A 21,262-nucleotide genomic window follows, 5' to 3' on the forward strand; every position below is an offset into this window, starting at 1 on the left:
CATGGACGTCATGCATAACGTCGAAGATATTTGGTGGGAACTGCATCGACGGGGAATTTATCCGCACGCAGTGACGCAGGATTCCCGGCAAGTGGTGCCGGGCACCGTGTTCCTTGCCTGGCCGGGTGAAAAGACCGACGGCAGAAACTACCTTGCTCAGGCGCTCGCCGCCGGTGCGCAGGCCGTGCTCTACGAGGCGGGAGATGGCTGGAGCCCGCCGGCCGAATTGGCCAATGTCGTGCCCATGATTGCCGTGGAGGGGTTGCGCGGGCTCGCCGGGCTCATCGCCGACCGTGTCTATGGTGCCCCTTCGCAATCTTTGTGGGTGGCCGGTGTCACCGGGACCAATGGCAAGACGACCACCAGCCAGTGGCTCGCGCAAGCGTTGGAGTCGCTCGGGGTCGCTTGCGGGGTGATCGGCACGCTCGGCTGTGGGCGCATCGGTCGTTTGGAGGACCTGGGATTCACCACGCCCGAGGCCCCTCAGCTCCACGCCTGGCTGCGGCGCTTCGTCGATGCCGGCTGCGAGGCGGCGGTGATGGAGGTTTCCTCCATCGGTCTGGTACAGGATCGGGTCGCGGGGGTGCGTTTCGATGTGGCGCTCTTCACCAACCTCACGCGCGATCACCTCGACTATCACGGCAGTATGGAAGCCTATGCGGCGGCCAAACGGCGCCTTTTCGAGCGGTCGGAACTGCGCGTGGCGGTGATCGACGTGGACGACCCCGTGGGCGAGGCGATCGCCCGCGAGTGCGCTGCCCGCGGGTTGGAGACTTGGGCGGTGAGCCTGCGGGCGCGGCCGGCGCTGCCGGGCGTCCGCCCCTTGTGGCTGGCGGAGCCGCCGCGCGAAGGCACGAGCGGCCAGCGCTTGACCGTCGCGCTCGAGGATCGCATGCTGCCCATGCATTTGCCGGCCTTTGGCACCTTCAATGTCAGTAATGCGCTGCTGGTGCTGGGGGCGCTGCTCTCTCGCGGCGTGGCGCTCGAGCGAGCCGCGGCGGCCCTGGGGCGCGTGGTGCCGCCGCCGGGGCGGATGCAATGGATCGGGGGCGTGGCGGAGCCCTTGGTGGTGATCGATTACGCCCACACGCCGGATGCCCTCGAACAAGTGATTTCGGCGCTGGTGCCCACGGCCCGCGCCCGTGGCGGGCGGCTCATCGTCGTCTTCGGCTGTGGCGGCGACCGGGATCGGGGCAAGCGACCGCTCATGGGCACGGTGGCGGCACGGGCCGACGGCTTGATCGTGACCTCCGACAATCCCCGCTCCGAACCGCCCGAGGCGATCATCGCCGATATCCTTTCCGGCATCGAACGCACCGACCTCCTCGTCGAGCCCGACCGGGCCAAGGCCATCGCCCACGCGATCGAGACCGCCGGCGCCGACGACGTGATTCTGCTCGCCGGCAAAGGGCACGAACCTTATCAAGAGATCGCCGGAATACGTCACCCCTTCAGTGATCAGGCCGAAGCCGAGGCGGCGCTGGCACGCTGGCGCGAACGCAATCTCTTCGCGGAGCTACCGTGAACGCAACGCTGGCAGAGCTTGCCGCCCTGCTCGCCGATCAGGGGGAGTCGGTCGAACTCCTCGGGCAAGGGGGGCAGCCGATCACGGGTGTCGAGATCGACTCGCGCGCCCCGCTCGAGGGCAGGCTGTTCGTGGCCCTGCGCGGGGCGCGTTTCGACGGGCACGATTTCGTCGCCGCTGCGCTCGCTGCCGGGGCGGCTGCCGCCTTGGTCGAACGGCGCTGGTGGGCGTTACGGCAGCCGGTCGGGAATTTCCTCTTGGTCGAGGATACCCGCCGCGCGCTCGGTCGGCTCGCGGCCGGGTGGCGGGGGTGTTTCTCCGGGCGTTTGGTCGGCATCACCGGCAGCAACGGCAAGACCACTGTCAAGGAGATGACGGCGGCGATCTTGCGCAAGCACTTCGGGGCGGAGTCGGTGCTGGCCACGCGCGGCAACCGCAACAACGACATCGGTCTGCCGCTCACGCTCCTCGAACTCGAACCGCGGCAGCGCGCGGCGGTGTGCGAATTGGGCATCAACCGTCCCGGCGAGATGGCGGAGCTCGCCGCCATCGCCCGTCCCGACGTCGCCGTGGTCACCACGGCGCAGCGTGCCCACCTCGAAGGGTTTGGTACGCTCGACACCGTGGCGCGCGAGAAAGGGCAGATCTACCGTTTCCTCGCGTCCGACGGGACGGCGGTCATTCCTGCCGACGATCCTCATGCGTCCTTGTGGCGAGAGATGGCGGCAGGGCGCCGCGTGCTCACTTTTGGCCGCGGCGGCGAGGTGTGCGGCACGGCCGAGCCCTTGTCCTGGGGCTGGCGCGTGCAGGTGCGCGCGCCGGGAGAGGAGGCGGCATTCACGCTGCCGCTGGTGGGGCGGCACAACGTGCACAACGCGCTTGCGGCGATGGCCTGTGCCGTGGCACTGGACGTTCCGCTCGCAACGGCGGCCAGTGCGCTTGCCGCGTTCGTCCCTGTGCCCGGGCGGCTGCAACCGCTGGCCGGGGCACAGGGGGCGCTGCTCATCGACGATACCTACAACGCCAATCCGGACTCCATGCGCGCGGCGATCGAAGTCCTCGCCGCGCTGCCGCATGCGCGCAAGTTGCTCGTGCTCGGAGACATGGGTGAAGTCGGTCCCGAGGCGCCGCGTTTGCACGCGGAACTGGGCGCACATGCCCGTGCCGCGGGTATCGGGCGGCTCTTCACGTTGGGAGCGCTCGCGCGTGAGGCCGCCAGCGCCTTCGGACGGCAGGCCGAGTCCTTCGACGATGTGGAGGCGCTCGTGCAGCGGCTGCGCCCGGATCTCTCACCGGAGACGGCCGTTTTGATCAAAGGGTCCCGTTTCATGCGCATGGAACGGGTGGTTTCCGCGCTCGCGGCCAAGGCCGCGGCGCTTCAAGGGTGATTCGATGCTGCTGGAACTCGCGCTTTGGTTGGGGCAGGACATCCGGGCGTTCAACGTCTTCGGCTACATCACGCTGCGCACGGTGCTGGCGGCGATGACGGCGCTTTTCGTGTCCTTCGCCCTGGGCCCGGGGCTGATCCGCTGGCTCGCGGCGAAAAAGATCGGGCAGACGGTGCGTACCGACGGGCCGCAGACGCATCTAGCGAAGTCCGGCACGCCGACCATGGGCGGAGCTCTGATCCTGCTCGCCGTATCGGTGACGGTGCTGCTGTGGGGGGATCTGACCAACCGCTACGTGTGGACCGTCTGGCTCGTCACGCTCGGCTTTGGCATCGTGGGTTGGGTCGACGACTGGCGCAAAGTGGTGCGGCGCGACCCGAAAGGTTTGCCCAGCCGCTGGAAATATTTCTGGACTTCCGCGATCGCGCTCGCGGCGAGCCTCTACCTGGGGCTCACCGCCACCGAGCCGGTACAGACCCAGCTGATCGTGCCGTTTTTTAAGGAAGTGGCGATCCCTCTGGGTACGGCCGGTTTCGTGCTGCTCTCCTATTTCGTCATCAACGGCACGGGGCATGCGGTCAATCTCACCGACGGACTCGATGGTCTGGCGGTGACGCCGGCCGTGATGGTGACCGGCGCGCTGGCGATTTTCTCCTATGTGGCAGGACACGCCGTGTTCGCCCGCTACTTGGGCGTGCCTTACGTGCCCGGCGCGGGGGAACTCGCGGTCTTCTGCGGGGCGCTCTGCGGCGCGGGACTGGGTTTCCTGTGGTTCAACGCACATCCGGCGCAGGTGTTCATGGGGGACGTGGGGGCGCTCGCCCTGGGCGCGGCCATGGGGACCATCGCCGTGATCGTGCGTCAGGAGCTGGTGCTCTTCATCATGGGCGGTCTGTTCGTCGCCGAGGCGCTGTCGGTGATGCTGCAGGTGGGCTACTTCAAATGGACTGGAGGAAAGCGCATCCTGCGCATGGCGCCGCTGCACCACCACTTCGAACTGGGGGGCTGGAAAGAGACTCAGGTGGTGATCCGTTTCTGGATCGTCACCTTGATGTTGGTGCTCTTCGGGCTCTCCACCTTGAAACTGCGGTGAGTAGCGATGGATCTGGTGCTGGGACTCGGTTTGAGCGGTGAGGCGATGGTGCGCTGGCTCGTGCATCGCGGCGCCGTCGTGCGCGCCGCCGATACGCGGGGACAGCCGCCGGCTGCCGCCGGCTTGCGCGCCCTGTTGCCGCCCGAATCCCTGGTGCTGGGCCGGCCGTTCGAGGCGTCGCTGCTCGAGGGGGTCGAACGGGTGTGGCTCTCGCCGGGGCTGTCGCCCGAATTGCCGCTGTGCAGGCTGGCGCGGGCGCGCGGCATTCCCGTTCAGGGGGAACTGGCGCTCTTTTACGAGGCCTGGCAGGCGCGCGGTCGTCCGGGGCGTCTCGTGGCGGTGACCGGCACCAACGGCAAGACCACGACCACGGCGCTCACGGCGCATCTGTTGCGGCACGCCGGGCTCGATGCGCTCGCCGCTGGCAACATCGCCCCGGCCATCCTCTCCGCCGCACGTGAGCGCGAGGAGGCAGGATTGCCCTGGCCGGAGGTGTGGGTGCTGGAAGTATCGAGCTTTCAGCTGGAGACGGCCGGGCCGTTCGCGGCGCATGCCGCGGTCGTGTTGAACGTCACCGAGGATCACCTCGACCGGCATGGCTCGCTCGAAGCCTATGCCGCCCTCAAGGCGCGCGTCTATGAGGGCGTGGAGACGGCGGTGGTGGTGCGCGACGATGCGCTGGTGCGCGACATGGCCCGCAGCGCGCCGCGGCGCGTGACGGTGGGTAGCGACGCGCCGGGCGCGGCGACGGATTTCGGGTTGGAATCGGGCTGGTTCGTGCGCGGCAGCCAGCGGCTCGCGCCCCGCTCGGCCTTGCCTCTGCCCGGGCGGCACAACGAGATCGATGCGCTGGCGGCGCTCGCGCTCGCCGAGGCGGTTGGGGTGGCGCCCGAGGCGGCGATCAAGGCATTTGCCTCGTTCGAGGGATTGCCTCATCGGGTCGAGACGGTGGCGGTGCGCGCCGATGGGGTGCGTTTCGTCGACGATTCGAAAGGCACCAACGTGGGGGCGACGATCGCGGCGCTCGCAGGGTTCGATGCGCCGGTGATCCTGATCGCCGGTGGCGACGGCAAGGGGCAGTCGTTCGTGCCGCTCGCGCAGGCGGCGCGTGATCGGGTACGTTTGGCGCTCCTGATCGGGCGCGATGCGCCGGCGCTGGAAACCGCCTTTGCCCAAGCAGGCGTGCCGACGCGGCGTTGCACTGCGCTGCCCGAGGCCGTCGAGGCGGCCGATGCGGCAGCCCGTTCGGGCGAGGTGGTGCTGCTCTCGCCCGCGTGCGCGAGCCTGGATATGTTCCGCGATTATGCGCATCGCTCGGAAGTGTTCCTGGCGGCGATCCGGTCCTTGCCGGACGAGGGGGGGCGATGGTTACGGCGCTGATCCGCCGTTGGTTCGGGCGCGGTCCCGACCGGTTCACCGAGGCGGCGGTGCGCCATGCAGGGCAGGTGCCGCCGGCGCGTTTCGGGGAATTCGATCTGGCGCTCTTCTGGGCGGTGACGGCGCTCACGCTCTTCGGTCTGGTGATGGTCTATTCGGCCAGCATCGCCTTTGCCGACGAGTCGCGTGCCACCGGCGGCAGTGCGAGCTATTTCCTGGTGCGCCAGCTGGTGTTCGTCCTCCTGGGGGCCGCGGTGGCCTGGGGGGCGTTTCGGGTGCCGATGCGGGTGTGGCAATCGCTCACCCCTTGGCTCTTTCTGCTCGGCGTGGCGATGCTGGTGCTGGTGCTGGTGCCCGGGGTCGGCAAAGTGGTCAATGGTTCGCGGCGCTGGATCCCGCTGGGGCCGATCAATCTGCAGCCCTCCGAATTCATGAAACTCTTCGTCGCCTTCTACGCCGCGGATTACACGGTGCGCAAGCTGCGCTTCATGGCCAGTTTCTGGCGCGGGTTTCTGCCGCTTGCCTTCGTCGTGGTGCTCGTGGGCGTGCTGCTGCTGCTGCAGCCGGACTTCGGGGCTTTTGCCGTGATCAGCGCCATCGCCTTCGGCGTCCTGTTCTTGGGAGGGCTGAGGCTGCGCATCTTCTTCGCGCTGATGGTGCTCGCCGGCTTTGCCTTCGCCGGCTTGATCCTGAGTTCCGAATACCGTCGCCAGCGCCTCTTCGCCTTTCTCGATCCGTGGGCCGATCCCTTGGGCAAGGGCTACCAGCTCACGCACGCGCTCATCGCCTTCGGCCGTGGCGAGTGGTTCGGCGTCGGTTTGGGCGGCAGCGTGGAGAAGCTCTTCTATCTGCCCGAGGCGCACACCGATTTCCTGCTCGCGGTGGTCGGCGAGGAACTCGGCTGGGTGGGGGTATGCGCGGTGGTGGCGCTCTTCGCGGTGGTCATCTGGCGCACCTTTACCATCGGCCGGGGGTTGGTGTGCGTCGAGCAGTATTTCTCCGGTCTGGCGGTGTTCGGCATCGGTCTGTGGATCGGCGTGCAGGCGCTCATCAACATGGGGGTGAATGTGGGGCTATTGCCGACCAAGGGGCTCACGCTACCCTTCATGAGCTATGGCGGTTCGGGTATCATCGCCAACCTCGCGGCGATGGCGGTGGTGCTGCGGGCCGATTGGGAGCTGCGCTGTCTGCGACGAGGGGTGCGGGTATGAGCACACATACCGCGCTCGTGATGGCCGGCGGCACCGGCGGGCACATCTTTCCGGCGCTGGCGGTAGCCGAATCCTTGCGCGAGCGCGGCTGGCGCGTGGTCTGGCTCGGCAACGAGGGGGCAATGGAATCCCGGCTCGTGCCGCCTCGTGGATTCGAATTCGTTTCGCTCGGTTTCGGCGCCTTGCGCGGCAAGGGAATGGGGCGCAAACTGAAGCTGCCGTTTTCCTTGACGGGGGCGATCGCGCGCGCCCTGCGTCTGCTGGCAGCAGTGCGTCCGGACGTGGTGCTTGGCATGGGCGGATACGTGAGCTTTCCCGGGGCGGTGGCCGCACGCCTGCGCGGTATCCCGCTCGTGGTGCATGAGCAGAACGCCGTGGCGGGACTGGCGAACCGGGTGCTGTCGCGTCTGGCCGCTGCCGCGCTCACGGGGTTTCCCGCAGCGCTGCCGGGCGGACGCTGGGTGGGTAACCCCGTGCGCCGTGAGCTCCTCACCGTGCCGCCGCCCGAGGCGCGCTTTGCCGGGCGCCAAGGGCCCTTGCGCGTGCTGGTGGTGGGCGGCAGCCTTGGGGCCAAGGCGCTCAACGAGGGGATGCCGGCGGCGCTCGCGCAGTTGGCGCCGCACGAGCGACCCGTGGTGACGCATCAGTCGGGTAGTGCTCATTTCACCGCGCTCGAGCAAGCTTATGCGCACCACGGCGTGGAAGCGCGGTTGCTGCCCTTCATCGAGGACATGGGCGCCGCCTTGGCCGAGGCCGATTTGGTCATCTCGCGCGCCGGGGCGATGACGGTGGCGGAGCTTGCCGCCGTCGGTGTGGGGGCGATATTGGTGCCTTTCCCTCATGCGGTGGACGATCACCAAACGGCGAACGCACGCTTTCTCGTCGAAGGCGGTGCGGCGCGGCTGCTGCCACAATCCGAGCTCACACCCGAGCGCTTGGCCGAACTGCTGCGGGGGTTCGACCGTGAACGTTGCCGGCAGATGGCGCTCGCCGCCCGGGCGCTAGCCCGACCCGAGGCGACCGTGACGATCGCCGACGAACTCGAACGATTGGCAAAGGACAGGACATGAAACACCGCGTCAAACGCGTGCACTTCGTCGGCATCGGCGGGGTGGGAATGAGCGGCATCGCCGAGGTGCTCTCACACCTGGGGTTCGAAGTGAGCGGCTCGGATCTGGCCGAGAGTGCCACGCTCGCGCGCCTGCGTGCGCTCGGCGTGCGGGTGATGGTGGGGCATGCAGCCGAACACGTCGCCGGGGCAGACGCCGTGGTGGTCTCCTCGGCGGTGGCGGCGGACAACCCCGAAGTGCTCGCCGCCCGTGCGGCCGGCATTCCCGTGGTGCCGCGCGCCCAGATGCTCGCCGAGCTGATGCGTTTCAAGCAGGGCATCGCGATCGCCGGCACCCACGGCAAGACGACGACGACCTCGCTGGTGGCGAGCCTTCTCGCCGAAGGGGGGCTCGATCCGACGTTCGTCATCGGCGGACGCTTGATCGCTGCCGGCAGCAATGCCCGCCTGGGCCAGGGGGAATACCTCGTGGCCGAGGCCGACGAGTCGGATGCCTCCTTTCTGCATCTCTCGCCCGTGATGGCGGTGGTCACCAACATCGACGCTGATCACATGTCCACCTACGGGCATGATTTCGAGCGGCTCAAGACCGCCTTCGTCGATTTCCTGCACCGCCTGCCTTTCTGGGGCGTAGCCGTACTTTGCATGGACGATCCGCACGTCGCATCCATCGTGCCGCGGATCGAGCGCCCCACGGTGGGCTATGGCTTGAACCCGGAGGCTGCGGTGCGCGCCGAAGACGTGCGCGCCGAGCGCGGGAAGATGTTGTTTACCGCCGTGCGGCGTAACGGGCGCGAGACACGTTTGCCGATCGAACTCAATCTTTCCGGTCTGCACAACGTGCGCAACGCGCTGGCGGCGATCGCCGTGGCGAGCGAACTGCACGTGCCCGATGAGGCGATCGTGCGTGCACTGGCGGGATTCCAGGGGGTGGGGCGGCGATTCCAGCGCTACGGGGATCTGCCCATTTCCGGCGATGACGGTACGGTACGCGGCGCCTATACCCTCATCGACGATTATGGACATCATCCGGTGGAGATGCGGGCCACCCTGGAGGCGGTACGCCTCGCCTTCCCGGGACGACGCGTGGTGGTCGTTTTCCAGCCGCACCGCTACAGCCGCACGCGCGACTGCTTCGAGGATTTCGTCCGCGTGCTCTCCGAGGTCGATGCCCTGGTGCTGCTCGAGGTCTATCCGGCTGGAGAGGAAGCGATCCCGGCGGCCGATGGCCGCAGTCTCGCGCGGGCGCTGCGGTTGCGCGGCAAGATCGAGCCGTTCTTCGTCGAGCGGCTCGATGAAGTCCCGGCGGTACTGCCGCAGGTGGTGCGCGACGGCGACGTGGTCGTGACCATGGGGGCAGGCTCGATCGGCCGTTTACCGGCGCTTCTGGTGCAGGAATCGGCCGCGACGGTGAGCGCGGCGAACGAGGAGCGGGCGGCGTGAGCAGCGATTTGGGCAAAGTGGCGGTCCTTTTGGGCGGGCGTTCGGCCGAGCGCGAGGTGTCCTTGATGTCGGGGGGCGCCGTGCTCGAGGCATTGCGTCGTGCCGGTGTGGATGCGCACCCGTTCGATCCTGCAGAACGCGATCTCTTCGAATTGAAACGCGAAGGTTTTGCCCGCGCCTTCGTCGCGCTGCATGGCCGCGGCGGTGAGGACGGTACCCTCCAGGGCGCGCTCGAATGGTTGCGCATTCCCTACACCGGCAGCGGCGTACTCGCGTCCGCCCTGGCCATGGACAAATGGCGCACCAAGCTCTTGTGGCAGCAGTTGGGTTTGCCCACGCCGCCGGCGCTGCGGCTCACCGAGGAAGACTTTGCCGCTGGGCCCAGGGAGGTGTCGCGGCGGGTGCTCGAGGCGCTCGCGCTCCCCGTGTTCGTCAAACCGGTGCACGAAGGCTCCAGTATGGGGGCGACGCGCGTCGACCGCGAAGAAGAACTATGGCCAGCCTTGGGGGCGGCGAAGCGTTTCGACGGTGAAGTGCTCGTCGAGCGTTTCGTGGCGGGACGTGAGATCACGATCGGATTTTTGGGTGAGCAAGCGCTGCCTGCCATCGAGATCGTCGCCCCCCGGGGTCGTTACGACTATTACAACAAATATTTCAGCGACGAGACGCGTTATCTGTGTCCCGCCCCTTTGTCAGAGGCGCTCGCCGCGCGGCTGGCCGAGCTCACGATGCGCTCGGCGCGCGCGCTCGGCTGCCGCGGTTGGGGACGCATCGATTTGCTGCTCGAGGGAGAATCGCCTTATCTCCTCGAGATGAATACCGCCCCTGGCATGACCTCGCATTCGCTCGTGCCATTGGCTGCCCGTGCGCTCGGCATCGAGTTCGAGTCCTTGTGCCTGCGTATCCTGGAGGAAGCGCGCTGCGATGAGCCGCTCTGAGCGTTTCTCTCGCAAGTCCTCCGTTGCACCCGTGCCCCCGGGAGCACGCTGGTGGCGTGACCCCTTTTTGCTCGCCCGCTGGACGCGGCGCCTCAGCCTGCTCGCTTTGCTCCTTTTTGCCGCCGCGGCATGGTCTTACTGGGGGGAGCAGTGGGTACCGTCGATTCGCACCGTGGTCATCGAGGGCGAACTCGAACATAGTGATTCCGACCGCTTGCGCTATGCGGCGTTGCGGGCGGTGGAAGGAAAAACCTTCTTCGACGTCGATCTCGGAGCCTTACGCCGAGCACTGGAAGACCTGCCCTGGGTGCGCCGCGCCGACGTGCGTCGCGTCTGGCCCGATTCCTTGGTGGTCAGCCTGGCCGAATATCGTCCCATCGCGATCTGGATCGACGTCGCCAGCGGCGAGCTCTCGCTGCTCGATGCCAACGGGCACGTCTTCAGCGCCACGCCGCCCTCCGACGATCTGCCTCGCCTCATCGGTCCTTCGGGTCAGGAAGAGTCCTTGCTCGAAGCCTACGAGGGGCTCAGCCGGGTACTGCAGCCGCTGGGCCGGCTGGAAGTGCTCCAGGTGGGGCACACGCTTTCCTACGTCGTGCGCCTGAGTCAAGGGTCGGAATTCGTGCTCGGGCGACTCGACTCACTGCAGCAGGCCGAGCAGCGCCTCACCTGGCTCGCCCAACGATGGGATGCGATCCGCGAGCGGCTGGGTTATACCCCCGTGCGCGTCGATTTTCGCCACCAGCAGGCGCTCGCGATCGCCGGCCCGGCGGGCATGATTGCGCCGCCTTCACCGCCGGATTCTAAAGGGAAGAGAAAATGAGGGAAGATCGAGATCTGCTCGTGGGGCTCGACATCGGCACGTCCAAGGTGACGTGTCTCGTTGCCCGCCTGCGCGAGGACGGCGGCGTCGAGCCGGTCGGGCTCGGTGTGGCGCCGATGACCGGTATGAAACGCGGCGTCGTGGTCAACATCGAAGCGAGCGTGGCAGCGATCGCCCAAGCCGTCGACGAGGCCAAGCGCATGGCCGCCTGCGACATCCCGCGCGTGCACGCTAGCATCTCAGGGGCCCACATCCAGTGCACCAATGCCGAGGGGATGATCGCCGTCAAGGGCAGCGAGATCACGCGCGAGGACGTGGTCAAGGTGATCGAAGTCGCCCGCGCCATGCCCATCCCTTCCGAACAGCAGGTGCTGCACTTGCTCACCCAGGAATTCATCATCGACGGCCAGGGTGGCATCAAAGACCCTGTCGGCATGAGCGGGGTAAAGCTCATGGCCAAAGTGCACATCATCACGGGGGCGGCAGCCTCCGCCCAAAACATCATCAAGTGCGTGCGCCGTGCCGGGCTGGAAATCGACGGGCTCGTCCTGCAGCCCCTCGCCGCGGCGCACGCCGTGCTCACCGAAGACGAAAAGAGCCTGGGTGTGTGCGTCATCGACATCGGTGCGGGTACCACGGATCTCGCCGTCTATACGCAAGGGGCGATTCGGCACACGGCCGTTTTACCGGCGGCGGGCGACATGATCACCAACGACATCGCCATGGCGCTGCGCACGCCCACGGGGGAAGCGGAGACGATCAAACTCGAACATGGGGCGGCACGGCACGACTGGGTCGATCCCGAAGAGATGATCGAAGTCGCCCCGGTGGGCGATCGTCCGTCGCGACGACTGTCGCGCCAGCGGCTCGCGGACGTGATCCACCCTCGCGCCGAAGAAATCTTCGAGCTGGTCCAGCAAGAACTGCGCCGCAGCGGCTACGAAGAAATGCTCTCCTCCGGCGTGGTGCTCACCGGCGGTTCGGCCAAACTCGGCGGCATGGTCGAGCTGGCCGAGGAAGTCTTGGGCATGCCGGCTCGGCTCGGTGCACCGCTCGTCAGTGGTCGCTTGCGCGAGCGGCTGACCGACCCCGAGTATGCCGCCGCCGTCGGGCTCGTACTCGAGGCGGCAGAGTCCCAGCGCGGGATCCCGGGCAGGGGAGGGCGTGTTGCCAATGGACTGTGGTGGCGGCGTGTGTGGCAATGGATCCGGGAAAATTTCTGAACCACGATTCCTTTACGTTAGAATGCACGACAAAAGCGGGAGAACATCATGGCGGTCAAAGGGATTGAAGAACTGGTCGACACCACCCACAAGGGCACGGTCATCAAAGTGCTCGGTATCGGGGGGGCGGGTGGCAACGCCGTCGACCACATGATTCGCGAAGGCATCGGCGGAGTCGAATTCGTCGCCGTCAATACCGATGCCCAGGCGCTCACGCGCTGCCTCGCACCGACCAAGGTGCAGATCGGCTCTTCCGGACTCGGGGCGGGTTCGAAGCCGGAAGCCGGGCGTGAAGCGGCGATGGAGTCACGCGATCGCATCGTCGCGGCCCTCGAGGGCGCCCACATGGCTTTCCTCACCGCCGGCATGGGGGGCGGCACGGGCACCGGCGCCGCGCCGGTCATCGCCGAAATCGCCAAGGAGATGGGCATCCTCACCGTGGCGGTGGTTACCAAACCGTTCGATTTCGAAAACCGCGACCGCGTCGCCGAAAGCGGCATCGAAGAGCTCACACGCCACGTCGATTCCCTCATCGTCGTGCTCAACGACCGCCTGCTCGAAGTCTTCGGCGACGACGCCGGCTTCGAAGACTGCTTCAAGGCCGCCGACAACGTGCTCAAGAACGCCGTGGCCGGTATCGCCGAGATCATCAACGTGCCCGGCCTGGTCAACGTCGACTTCCAGGACGTCCGCACCGCCATGGGTGAGATGGGCCGCGCCATGATGGGTTCGGCCGAAGCCTCGGGCATCGACCGTGCGCGTGTCGCTGCCGAGCAGGCCGCTGTGAGTCCGCTGCTGGAAGGGACGGAACTCTCCGGCGCTCGGTGCGTCCTTATTAATATTACTGCCAGCCGTTCGCTCAAGCTCTCCGAAGTGCGCGATGCCGTGCGCACCGTGCAGGCTTTTGCCGCTCCCGAGGCGTTCGTCAAGTACGGTGCCGTCTTCGACGACACGATGGAAGACCGCATCCGCATCACGGTCGTCGCGACCGGCCTCGGGGCAGGGCGTTCCTCGCGGCCACAGCCTCAAATGGAAGTGATTCGCGGCACGGGAACCTATGGCGGTGCCGCCGCCATGGGATCCATGCCAGGGCGCGCCGAGGCCCCGCAACGCGGCATGCCCCAGGTGGAGCGTTCCGTGCGTGGACGCCGCAGCACACTCGCCGATCGCATGCCCGGGCTCGACCGGCTCGACATTCCCGCCTTCCTGCGCAAGCAGAACGACTGATCGTACTGGATTGGCATGATTTCCCAGCACACGCTCAAGTCCATCGCGCACGTCACCGGAGTCGGTCTGCACTCCGGTGAGAAAGTGCAGTTGTGGCTGCGCCCGGCCGCGCCGGATACCGGTATCGTCTTCCATCGCGTCGATCTCGATCCGCCGGTATCCATTCCCGCGTCGCCCGAAGCGGTGCGCGAGACGCGCCTGTGCACCGGGCTCGAGCACAACGGCGTGAAGATCGCCACCATCGAGCACCTCATGTCGGCCCTCTCGGGGCTGGGAATCGACAACGTGCACATCGACGTCGATGGGCCCGAGATCCCCATCATGGACGGCAGCGCCGCGCCGTTCGTCATGATGATGCTCGAGGCGGGGATCGAAGCCCAGCCAGCGCCGCGTCGTTTCGTGCGCGTTCTTCGCCCCGTCGAAGTGCGTGAGGGCGACAAATGGGTCCGTCTCGAGCCTCATGCCGGGTTCCGTCTCGAATTTTCCATCGCTTTCGACCATCCGGCGATCAGCGCCTCGCAAACCCGCGCCGTGGTGGACTTCTCCGAGCACGCCTACCCGCGCTTCGTGGCCCGGGCCCGTACCTTCGGGTTCGTCCACGAAGTGGAGCTGCTGCGGGAGATGGGTCTGGCGCAAGGCGGTAGCCTCGACAACGCCATCGTGCTCGACGAATACCGCATCCTCAATCCCGAGGGCTTGCGGTTCCCCGACGAATTCGTGCGGCACAAGATACTGGATGCCATCGGCGACCTGTACCTCGCCGGGCACCCGCTGCTCGCGCGCTACGTGGCCCACAAATCCGGCCATGCGCTCAACAATCAGCTCCTGCGCGCCCTCATGGCCGATCGCGGTGCCTGGGAACTCACCACCCTGGAACAGGATGAGGCGCCGTCTCTCCTGCCCGCGTTCGCTGCCGGCGCCGTGACGGCGTAAGCGCATGCCGTGCTGGGATTCCGTCTCCTCCTCGTTTTCGTTCTGCTCGGCGCCGGAGTCTGCGTTGCCGCTTATCTCTGGAGCGGCGAACGACGCTGGCTACGGTACGCCAAACGCATCCTGAGGCTTGCGCTCGGCATCGTCCTCATCTATCTTGGTCTCTTGATACTCGAGCGCATCGCGCTTTTGCCCCTGCTCTGACGCCATCGCCGCGTGCTCGAGCAGCCGCTCCAGCGCCTGACGCAGGGGCGAATCCGGCGGAATTTCCGCGCACAGCCCGGCGATCGCCGCGCGCGCCCCTGACCCTAGGGTGCGCATTCGCGGCGGTCGGGGGGCCGCCATGCCGGAGGCGGGAAGGGGGGCGGGACGTACCTTCAGCTTGATCGCCGTGATGGGGGCCGAATCCCCGAGTGCCGCCATGAGGCTTGGTAGCCGATTCCGCAGTTTTGCTGCCGCGAGGGCCGAGGGCGTGTGCAAATAGAGGGTATCTTCCCGCAGATTGGCGACGAACATGCGTCCCTGGAACTCCTTCTCCAGCAGACGGTCGATTTTTTCCTGAAGCCGAAGTAACGTCATGGCATGATGACGCAGCGGCTCCAGTTCCTCGCTGAGACGGAAGACTTCTTCCAGTTTCCGTGTCATCGTCCTTTCCCGTGCCTCGTCCGATGGGGCATGATAAACTTCACCATTCGCTCCGACAAGCCGACCGTACGTAATGATCACCCGCGTCCTCAAGAAACTCTTCGGCAGCCGCAATGACCGCCTGCTGCGGCGCTACCGCGCCACCGTCGCCCGCATCAACGAACTCGAACCGAGCGTGGCCGCGCTCTCGGACGAGGCCCTGCGCGCGAAGACGGCGGAATTCAAACAGCGCCATGCCAATGGCGAATCGCTCGATGCCTTGCTGCCCGAGGCCTTCGCCGTGGTGCGCGAGGCGGGCAAGCGCGTGCATGGCATGCGCCACTTCGACGTACAGCTCATCGGCGGCATCGTGCTGCACGAGGGCAAGATCGCCGAGATGCGCACCGGCGAGGGCAAGACCCTGGTGGCGACGCTGCCGGCCTACCTCAACGCGATCACGGGCAAAGGGGTGCACGTCGTCACGGTCAACGACTACCTCGCCCGGCGCGACTCCGATTGGATGGGGCGCATCTACCGCTTCCTGGGGTTGACGGTGGGCTGCAACGTCCCCGGTCTGTCGCACACCGAAAAGCAGGAAGCCTACGTGGCCGACATCACCTACGGCACGAACAACGAATTCGGCTTCGACTACCTGCGCGACAACATGGTCTACGCCCCGGTCGATCGCGTGCAGCGGGGGCTACATTACGCCATCGTCGACGAGGTCGACTCCATTCTCATCGACGAGGCGCGCACCCCCCTCATCATCTCGGGGCAGGCCGAGGACAACACCGACCTCTATCTGAAAATGAACGAGGTGGTGCCGCTCCTCACCGAGCAGAAGATGCAGGGCGAGGAAGTGCTCGAGCCCGGGGATTACACCATCGACCTCAAAGCGCGCCAGGTGCTGCTCACCGAGCAGGGGCACGAAAAGGTCGAGGGTATCCTCATGCGCATGGGTCTGCTGCCCGAGGGCGGCAATCTCTACGATCCGCGCCACATCACCTTGCTGCACCACCTCTATGCGGCGCTACGGGCGCATGCGCTCTTTCACCGCGATCAGCACTACGTGGTGCAGGACGATGAAGTCATCATCGTCGACGAATTCACCGGCCGGCTCATGCCCGGCCGGCGCTGGTCGGAAGGTCTGCACCAGGCGATCGAGGCCAAGGAGGGCGTGCGCATCCAGGCCGAGAACCAGACGCTCGCCTCCATCACCTTCCAAAATTACTTCCGCATGTACGAGAAGCTGGCGGGCATGACGGGGACGGCCGACACGGAGGCGTACGAATTTCAGCAGATCTACGGCCTCGAGACCGTCATCATCCCCACCAACCGGCCGCTCGTGCGTCGCGACGAGAACGATCGCGTCTATCGTACCGCCAAGGAGAAGTGGCAGGCGGTGATCGAGGACATCAAGGAGTGCCGTGAGCGCGGCCAGCCCGTGCTGGTCGGCACCACCTCGATCGAGGTCAACGAGTTCCTCTCCAAGCTCCTCACCAAGGAGAAGATCCCGCACCAGGTCCTGAACGCCAAGCAACACGAGCGCGAGGCGCACATCATCGCCCAGGCGGGGCGCCCCGGCATGGTGACGATCGCCACCAACATGGCCGGCCGCGGTACCGACATCGTGCTCGGCGGTAACATCGCGCCGCAGATCGAGGAGATCCGGAACGACCCCTCGCTCTCCGACGAGGAAAAGGAAAAGCGCATCGAGGCGCTGCGCGCCGACTGGCAGAAAGCGCACGACGCGGTGATCGCCGCCGGCGGCTTGCGCATCATCGGCACCGAACGGCACGAATCGCGCCGCATCGACAACCAGCTGCGTGGCCGTGCCGGCCGCCAGGGCGACCCCGGCTCCTCGCGCTTCTACCTCTCGCTGGAAGACCCACTGCTGCGCATCTTCGCCGGCGACCGGCTCAACGCCATCATGGTGCGCCTGAAGATGCCCGAGGGCGAGGCGATCGAGCATCCCATGGTGACGCGCTCGCTCGAATCGGCCCAGCGGCGCGTCGAGCAGCACAACTTCGACATCCGCAAGCAGCTGCTCGAATACGACGACGTCGCCAACGAGCAGCGCAAGGTCATCTACGCCCAGCGAAACGAAGTGGTCGATGCCGAGGACGTGAGCGAACTCGTCGCCGACATGCGCGCCGGCGTGCTCGTCGATACCTTCCGTACCTATGTTCCGGCCGACAGCGTCGAAGAACAGTGGGATCTCGCCGGGCTGGAGCAGACGCTCGCCGGCGAATTCAACCTGCAGTTGCCGCTGCGCCAGTGGCTCGAAGCCGAACCGGAGCTCAGCGACGAGCAATTGCTCGAGCGCATCCTCGCCGCGGCCGAGGAGTCTTACCGGGCCAAGGCGATCCTCGTCGATCCGCAAGCCTGGAAACAGTTCGAGCGCAGCATCCTGCTGCAGAGCATCGACACGCACTGGCGCGAACACCTCTCGGCGCTCGATCACCTGCGTCAAGGCATCCATCTGCGGGGCTATGCGCAGAAGAACCCGAAGCAAGAATACAAGCGTGAAGCCTTCGAGCTCTTCGAGGCCATGCTCGACGCCATCCGGCGCGATGTCAGCCGTATCCTCCTTTCGGTGCAGGTGCGCACCGAGGCCGCGGTCGAAGAAGTCGTCGAACGCCCTCCCGAAGTGCAGCAAGTGCAGTACCACCACGCCGAACCCGGTGCTGCCGAAGAGGGGGGTGAGACGGCCGTCAAGGCGCGGCCGCAGACCAATGTGCTGCCCAAGGTCGGCCGCAACGATCCCTGTCCCTGCGGTTCCGGCAAGAAATACAAACATTGTCACGGTAAATTGAGCTGAACGGAGTCCCGCGATGGCCGTCAATCTCTCCGCCCCCGATCCCAAGGACCTTCGCCCCGTCGCCGGCGTGCGTCTCGGCGTGGCCGAGGCCGGCATCCGCAAGGCCGGCCGGCGCGATCTCACCGTGATCTCGCTCGCCCCCGGCAGCCGCGTGGCCGGCGTCTTCACGCAGAACCGCTTCTGCGCCGCGCCGGTGCAGGTCTGCCGCGAACACCTGGCGGGCGAGGCCGCGCCCCGTGCGCTCGTCATCAATACGGGGGTGGCCAACGCCGGTACCGGCGCCGAGGGGCTGGAGGCAGCGCACCGCACCTGCAAGGCCGTATCGCAGGTGCTGGGGGTCGAGCCGCAGGAAGTGCTGCCGTTTTCCACCGGCGTCATTCTCGAGCCGCTGCCGGTGGAGAAGATCGAGGCCGCGCTGCCGGCGCTCGTCACCAACCTGCGCCCGGACGCCTGGCTGGATGCCGCCTACGCCATCATGACCACCGACACCGTGCCCAAGGCCTGCTCGCGCCAGGTGCGGCTCTCCGACGGCACCGTCGTCACCATTACCGGCATCAGCAAGGGCGCCGGTATGATCCGCCCCAACATGGCCACCATGCTCGGATTCGTCGCCACCGACGCCAAGCTCGCCAAACCTTTGCTCGATGCCTTGGTGCGCGAGGCGGCCGATGAATCGTTCAATGCCATCACCGTCGATGGCGACACCTCCACCAACGATTCCTTCGTGTTGATCGCCACCGGCGCGGCGATGTCGCGCGAGCTCGCCGCGAGCGACGACGAAGACTACCGCAAGGTGCGCGCCGCCGTGATCGAAGTCTCGCGCTGGCTCGCCCAGGCCATCGTGCGCGACGGCGAAGGGGCCACCAAATTCATCACGGTGCGGGTGGAGAGCGGAACGTCGCGCGAGGAATGCCGCAAGGTCGCCTACGCCATCGCCCATTCTCCTTTGGTGAAGACCGCCTTCTTTGCTTCCGACCCCAACCTGGGCCGCATCCTCGCCGCCATTGGCTACGCCGGCATCGACGATCTCGACCCGGAGGCGATCCGCGTCTGGCTCGAAGCCGAGGGCGATTCCATCCTCGTGGCCGAAGGAGGCGGGCGGGCATCCTCCTACCGTGAGGAAGATGGCGCCCGCGTCATGAAGCACGCCGAGATCACCGTGCGTGTCCATCTCGGCCGGGGCGAATCCGCCGCTACCGTCTGGACCTGTGATCTATCCTTCGACTACGTCCGCATCAACGCCGAATACCGCAGCTGAGGGAGACATGCCGAGATGACCGATCCTGCCACCCTTCTGGCCCTGAGCCCGCTCGATGGTCGCTACGCCGCCAAGCTCGACGCCCTGCGTCCGATCTTCTCCGAATACGGTCTCATGCGCGAGCGCGTACACGTCGAGATCGAATGGCTCAAGGCGCTCGCCGCCGATCCCCGCATCGCCGAAGTCCCCGAATTCTCTCCCCAAACTCTGCGCGAGCTCGAATTGCTCGTCGAGGAGTTCAAGCCGTCGGACGCCGCGGCGATCAAGGCGATCGAGGCGCGCACCAACCACGACGTCAAGGCCGTCGAATACTGGATCAAGGAGCGGCTAGAAGGGTTGCCCGAGGCCGAAAAGGCGCGCGAGTTCGTGCATTTCGCCTGCACGTCGGAAGACATCAACAACACCGCGCACGCCCTGATGCTCGCTGCAGGGCGCGATCAGGTCCTGCTGCCTGCGCTCGACGCCGTGATCGAGCGCTTCCGCGCGCTCGCGCACGCCCACGCGGCCCTGCCCATGCTCTCGCGTACCCACGGCCAGCCGGCGAGTCCCACGACCCTGGGCAAAGAGATGGCCAACATCGCCGCGCGCCTGCAGCGAGCCCGCGCCGCGATTGCCGCCGTGCGCCTCACGGCCAAGTTCAACGGCGCGGTGGGCAACTACAACGCCCACGCGATCGCCTATCCCGAGATCGATTGGGAAGCCTTCAACCGCCGCTTCATCGAATCGCTCGGGCTCGAATTCAACCCCTATACCATCCAGATCGAGCCGCACGATACGATGGCCGAACTCTTCGACGCCATGGCGCGGACGAACACCATCCTCATCGACGCCGCCCGCGATCTGTGGCTCTACATCTCCTACGGATACTTCCGCCAGAAACTCAAAGAAGGTGAAGTCGGCTCGTCGACCATGCCGCACAAGGTCAACCCCATCGACTTCGAAAACGCCGAAGGCAACCTGGGAATCGCCAACGCCTTGCTGCGCCATTTTTCCGACAAATTGCCGGTGTCGCGCATGCAGCGCGATCTCACCGACTCCACGGTGCTGCGCAACATGGGGGTGGCCTTCGGGCATACGCTGCTCGCGCTCGATTCGCTGCGCCGGGGCTTGGACAAGCTCGAAGCCGATCCGAAGGCGCTCGAGCGCGACCTCGCCGAGGCATGGGAGGTGCTCGCCGAGGCGGTGCAGACCGTGATGCGGCGCCACGGTATTCCCAACCCTTACGAGAAACTCAAGGAGATGACCCGCGGCAAGGCGATCACCGCCGAGGCGCTGCGCGGATTCATCGCCGGCTTGCCCCTGCCCGAATCCGCCAAAGAGCGGCTGCTCGCGCTCGTGCCGCAAAAATACACCGGCAAGGCCGAGGAGCTCGCCCGGCGCATTTGAATCCGTTTCCCCTTGTGCATCGAGATGGCATCGTGAATAAGCCGGTGCTATCATTGCGTTTTTTTAGTCCTTTAGTGAGGATGTGACCGCCATGGCCGAGACCGGTGCCGTTGCCGAGCAGACTTCTTCCCCCGCCTTGCCCAAGAACCTCCGCGTCGAGAAAGTGATCTGGGTGCATCACTGGACCGACACCCTCTTCAGCTTCCGCTGTACCCGTGATCCGGGTTTTCGCTTCATCAATGGCCAGTTCGTGATGATCGGCCTGATGGTCGATGGCAAGCCGTTGCTGCGCGCCTATTCGATCGCTAGCGCCAACTGGGAAGAGCATCTCGAGTTCTATTCGATCAAAGTGCCCAATGGCCCGCTCACTTCCCGCCTGCAGCACCTCAAGGTGGGCGACGAGGTGCTCGTCTCCACCAAACCCACCGGCACGCTCGTGCAGGACAACCTCCTGCCCGGGGCGAAACGGCTCTTTCTGCTCGCCACCGGCACAGGGCTCGCACCATTCATGTCCATCATCAAGGATCCGGACGTCTACGATCGCTACGAAAAAGTGATCCTCGTGCACTGCACGCGCTGGGTGCGCGAGCTTGGCTACTACGACTACATCACCAAGGAGTTGCCGCAGCACGAGTTTCTGGGCGAGATGGTGCGCGAAAAGCTCATCTACTATCCCACCGTGACGCGCGAGCCCTTCATCCACCAGGGCCGCATTACCGATCTCATCACCAGCGGCAAGCTCGCCGCCGATCTCGGCATCCCCCAGCTCAATCCCGAGACCGACCGGGCGCTCTTGTGTGGCAGCATGCGCATGCTCGCCGACACGAGCAAGATTCTCGACGATCTGGGCTTCCAGGTCTCGCCCAGTATGGGCGTGCCAGGGCATTATGCGGTCGAGCGGGCGTTCGTCGATCAGTAACCCCCGC

General features: G+C 66.3%; 17 protein-coding genes. 16 read left to right on the forward strand and 1 reads right to left on the reverse strand.

The window, feature by feature from the left end; translation table 11 throughout:
* The first annotated feature begins 1 nt into the window (after position 1).
* Genes H607_RS0106735 through lpxC form a run of 12 tightly spaced genes read left to right on the forward strand, consistent with a single transcriptional unit; the run spans position 2 to position 14,250 of the window.
* Positions 2-1,525 carry a UDP-N-acetylmuramoyl-L-alanyl-D-glutamate--2,6-diaminopimelate ligase gene (locus H607_RS0106735; RefSeq protein WP_211218501.1) on the forward strand — a complete coding sequence of 508 codons (1,524 nt, stop codon included), beginning with the start codon at positions 2-4 and terminating at the stop codon, positions 1,523-1,525.
* Complete coding sequence (locus H607_RS0106740) at positions 1,522-2,913, forward strand: UDP-N-acetylmuramoyl-tripeptide--D-alanyl-D-alanine ligase (protein WP_028874800.1); 1,392 nt, start codon at positions 1,522-1,524, stop codon at positions 2,911-2,913. Before H607_RS0106735 ends, H607_RS0106740 begins: the two co-directional genes overlap by 4 nt.
* A gap of 4 nt (positions 2,914-2,917) precedes the next feature.
* Entirely contained in the window at positions 2,918-4,006 is a 1,089-nt protein-coding gene (mraY, locus tag H607_RS0106745) for a phospho-N-acetylmuramoyl-pentapeptide-transferase (RefSeq protein WP_028874801.1), read from the forward strand.
* Between the two features lie 6 nt (positions 4,007-4,012).
* Positions 4,013-5,386, forward strand: a complete 1,374-nt coding sequence (murD, locus tag H607_RS12060) for a UDP-N-acetylmuramoyl-L-alanine--D-glutamate ligase (protein WP_037989906.1) — start codon at positions 4,013-4,015, stop codon at positions 5,384-5,386.
* The gene (gene ftsW, locus H607_RS0106755) at positions 5,371-6,594 is read left to right on the forward strand and encodes a putative lipid II flippase FtsW (protein WP_028874802.1); all 1,224 of its coding nucleotides are present in this window, start codon (positions 5,371-5,373) and stop codon (positions 6,592-6,594) included. Before murD ends, ftsW begins: the two co-directional genes overlap by 16 nt.
* The gene (gene murG, locus H607_RS0106760; protein ID WP_028874803.1) at positions 6,591-7,664 is read left to right on the forward strand and encodes an undecaprenyldiphospho-muramoylpentapeptide beta-N-acetylglucosaminyltransferase; all 1,074 of its coding nucleotides are present in this window, start codon (positions 6,591-6,593) and stop codon (positions 7,662-7,664) included. Before ftsW ends, murG begins: the two co-directional genes overlap by 4 nt.
* Positions 7,661-9,106 carry a UDP-N-acetylmuramate--L-alanine ligase gene (gene murC, locus H607_RS0106765; RefSeq protein ID WP_028874804.1) on the forward strand — a complete coding sequence of 482 codons (1,446 nt, stop codon included), beginning with the start codon at positions 7,661-7,663 and terminating at the stop codon, positions 9,104-9,106. Before murG ends, murC begins: the two co-directional genes overlap by 4 nt.
* Positions 9,103-10,044 (forward strand): D-alanine--D-alanine ligase, encoded by a 942-nt coding sequence (locus tag H607_RS0106770; RefSeq protein ID WP_028874805.1) that lies wholly within the window; start codon positions 9,103-9,105, stop codon positions 10,042-10,044. Before murC ends, H607_RS0106770 begins: the two co-directional genes overlap by 4 nt.
* A complete protein-coding gene (locus H607_RS12890; RefSeq protein WP_051240733.1) occupies positions 10,031-10,867 on the forward strand; it encodes a cell division protein FtsQ/DivIB in 837 nt (278 codons plus the stop codon). The genes H607_RS0106770 and H607_RS12890 overlap by 14 nt, the downstream gene beginning before the upstream one ends.
* A complete protein-coding gene (gene ftsA / locus H607_RS0106780; RefSeq protein ID WP_037989911.1) occupies positions 10,864-12,090 on the forward strand; it encodes a cell division protein FtsA in 1,227 nt (408 codons plus the stop codon). Before H607_RS12890 ends, ftsA begins: the two co-directional genes overlap by 4 nt.
* Before the next feature lie 48 nt (positions 12,091-12,138).
* Positions 12,139-13,317: a cell division protein FtsZ gene (gene ftsZ, locus H607_RS0106785; protein ID WP_211218502.1), complete on the forward strand. Its 1,179-nt coding sequence runs from the start codon at positions 12,139-12,141 to the stop codon at positions 13,315-13,317.
* Positions 13,318-13,332: 15 nt separating this feature from the next.
* Positions 13,333-14,250 (forward strand): UDP-3-O-acyl-N-acetylglucosamine deacetylase, encoded by a 918-nt coding sequence (lpxC, locus tag H607_RS0106790; RefSeq protein WP_028874808.1) that lies wholly within the window; start codon positions 13,333-13,335, stop codon positions 14,248-14,250.
* A gap of 99 nt (positions 14,251-14,349) precedes the next feature.
* Here lpxC and H607_RS12895 read toward each other — a convergent pair whose 3' ends face one another.
* On the reverse strand, positions 14,350-14,892 hold the full coding sequence (locus H607_RS12895) for a DciA family protein (RefSeq protein WP_051240734.1): 543 nt from the start codon (positions 14,890-14,892) through the stop codon (positions 14,350-14,352).
* 73 nt (positions 14,893-14,965) lie between these two features.
* On the opposite strand from H607_RS12895, the gene secA reads away from it, so the two are divergent.
* From secA to H607_RS0106815, 4 genes are all read left to right on the forward strand, one after another.
* Complete coding sequence (gene secA, locus H607_RS0106800; protein ID WP_028874809.1) at positions 14,966-17,692, forward strand: preprotein translocase subunit SecA; 2,727 nt, start codon at positions 14,966-14,968, stop codon at positions 17,690-17,692.
* Between the two features lie 13 nt (positions 17,693-17,705).
* On the forward strand, positions 17,706-18,950 hold the full coding sequence (argJ, locus tag H607_RS0106805) for a bifunctional glutamate N-acetyltransferase/amino-acid acetyltransferase ArgJ (RefSeq protein WP_028874810.1): 1,245 nt from the start codon (positions 17,706-17,708) through the stop codon (positions 18,948-18,950).
* A 15-nt stretch (positions 18,951-18,965) separates the two neighbouring features.
* Positions 18,966-20,336, forward strand: coding sequence for an adenylosuccinate lyase (purB, locus tag H607_RS0106810; RefSeq protein ID WP_028874811.1), 1,371 nt, complete (start codon positions 18,966-18,968; stop codon positions 20,334-20,336).
* Positions 20,337-20,427: 91 nt separating this feature from the next.
* On the forward strand, positions 20,428-21,255 hold the full coding sequence (locus H607_RS0106815; protein ID WP_083961972.1) for a ferredoxin--NADP reductase: 828 nt from the start codon (positions 20,428-20,430) through the stop codon (positions 21,253-21,255).
* The last annotated feature ends 7 nt before the right edge of the window (positions 21,256-21,262 follow it).

The organism is Tepidiphilus margaritifer DSM 15129 (assembly GCF_000425565.1).
In the GTDB taxonomy this organism is placed as follows: domain Bacteria; phylum Pseudomonadota; class Gammaproteobacteria; order Burkholderiales; family Rhodocyclaceae; genus Tepidiphilus; species Tepidiphilus margaritifer.

Coding starts and splice junctions, on each gene's coding strand:
- H607_RS0106735 (WP_211218501.1), top strand. CDS start 2: ATGGACGTCATGCATAACGTCGAAGATATTTGGTGGGAACTGCATCGA.
- mraY (WP_028874801.1), top strand. CDS start 2,918: ATGCTGCTGGAACTCGCGCTTTGGTTGGGGCAGGACATCCGGGCGTTC.
- murD (WP_037989906.1), top strand. CDS start 4,013: ATGGATCTGGTGCTGGGACTCGGTTTGAGCGGTGAGGCGATGGTGCGC.
- ftsW (WP_028874802.1), top strand. CDS start 5,371: ATGGTTACGGCGCTGATCCGCCGTTGGTTCGGGCGCGGTCCCGACCGG.
- murG (WP_028874803.1), top strand. CDS start 6,591: ATGAGCACACATACCGCGCTCGTGATGGCCGGCGGCACCGGCGGGCAC.
- murC (WP_028874804.1), top strand. CDS start 7,661: ATGAAACACCGCGTCAAACGCGTGCACTTCGTCGGCATCGGCGGGGTG.
- H607_RS12890 (WP_051240733.1), top strand. CDS start 10,031: ATGAGCCGCTCTGAGCGTTTCTCTCGCAAGTCCTCCGTTGCACCCGTG.
- ftsA (WP_037989911.1), top strand. CDS start 10,864: ATGAGGGAAGATCGAGATCTGCTCGTGGGGCTCGACATCGGCACGTCC.
- ftsZ (WP_211218502.1), top strand. CDS start 12,139: ATGGCGGTCAAAGGGATTGAAGAACTGGTCGACACCACCCACAAGGGC.
- lpxC (WP_028874808.1), top strand. CDS start 13,333: ATGATTTCCCAGCACACGCTCAAGTCCATCGCGCACGTCACCGGAGTC.
- H607_RS12895 (WP_051240734.1), bottom strand. CDS start 14,892: ATGACACGGAAACTGGAAGAAGTCTTCCGTCTCAGCGAGGAACTGGAG.
- secA (WP_028874809.1), top strand. CDS start 14,966: ATGATCACCCGCGTCCTCAAGAAACTCTTCGGCAGCCGCAATGACCGC.
- argJ (WP_028874810.1), top strand. CDS start 17,706: ATGGCCGTCAATCTCTCCGCCCCCGATCCCAAGGACCTTCGCCCCGTC.
- purB (WP_028874811.1), top strand. CDS start 18,966: ATGACCGATCCTGCCACCCTTCTGGCCCTGAGCCCGCTCGATGGTCGC.
- H607_RS0106815 (WP_083961972.1), top strand. CDS start 20,428: ATGGCCGAGACCGGTGCCGTTGCCGAGCAGACTTCTTCCCCCGCCTTG.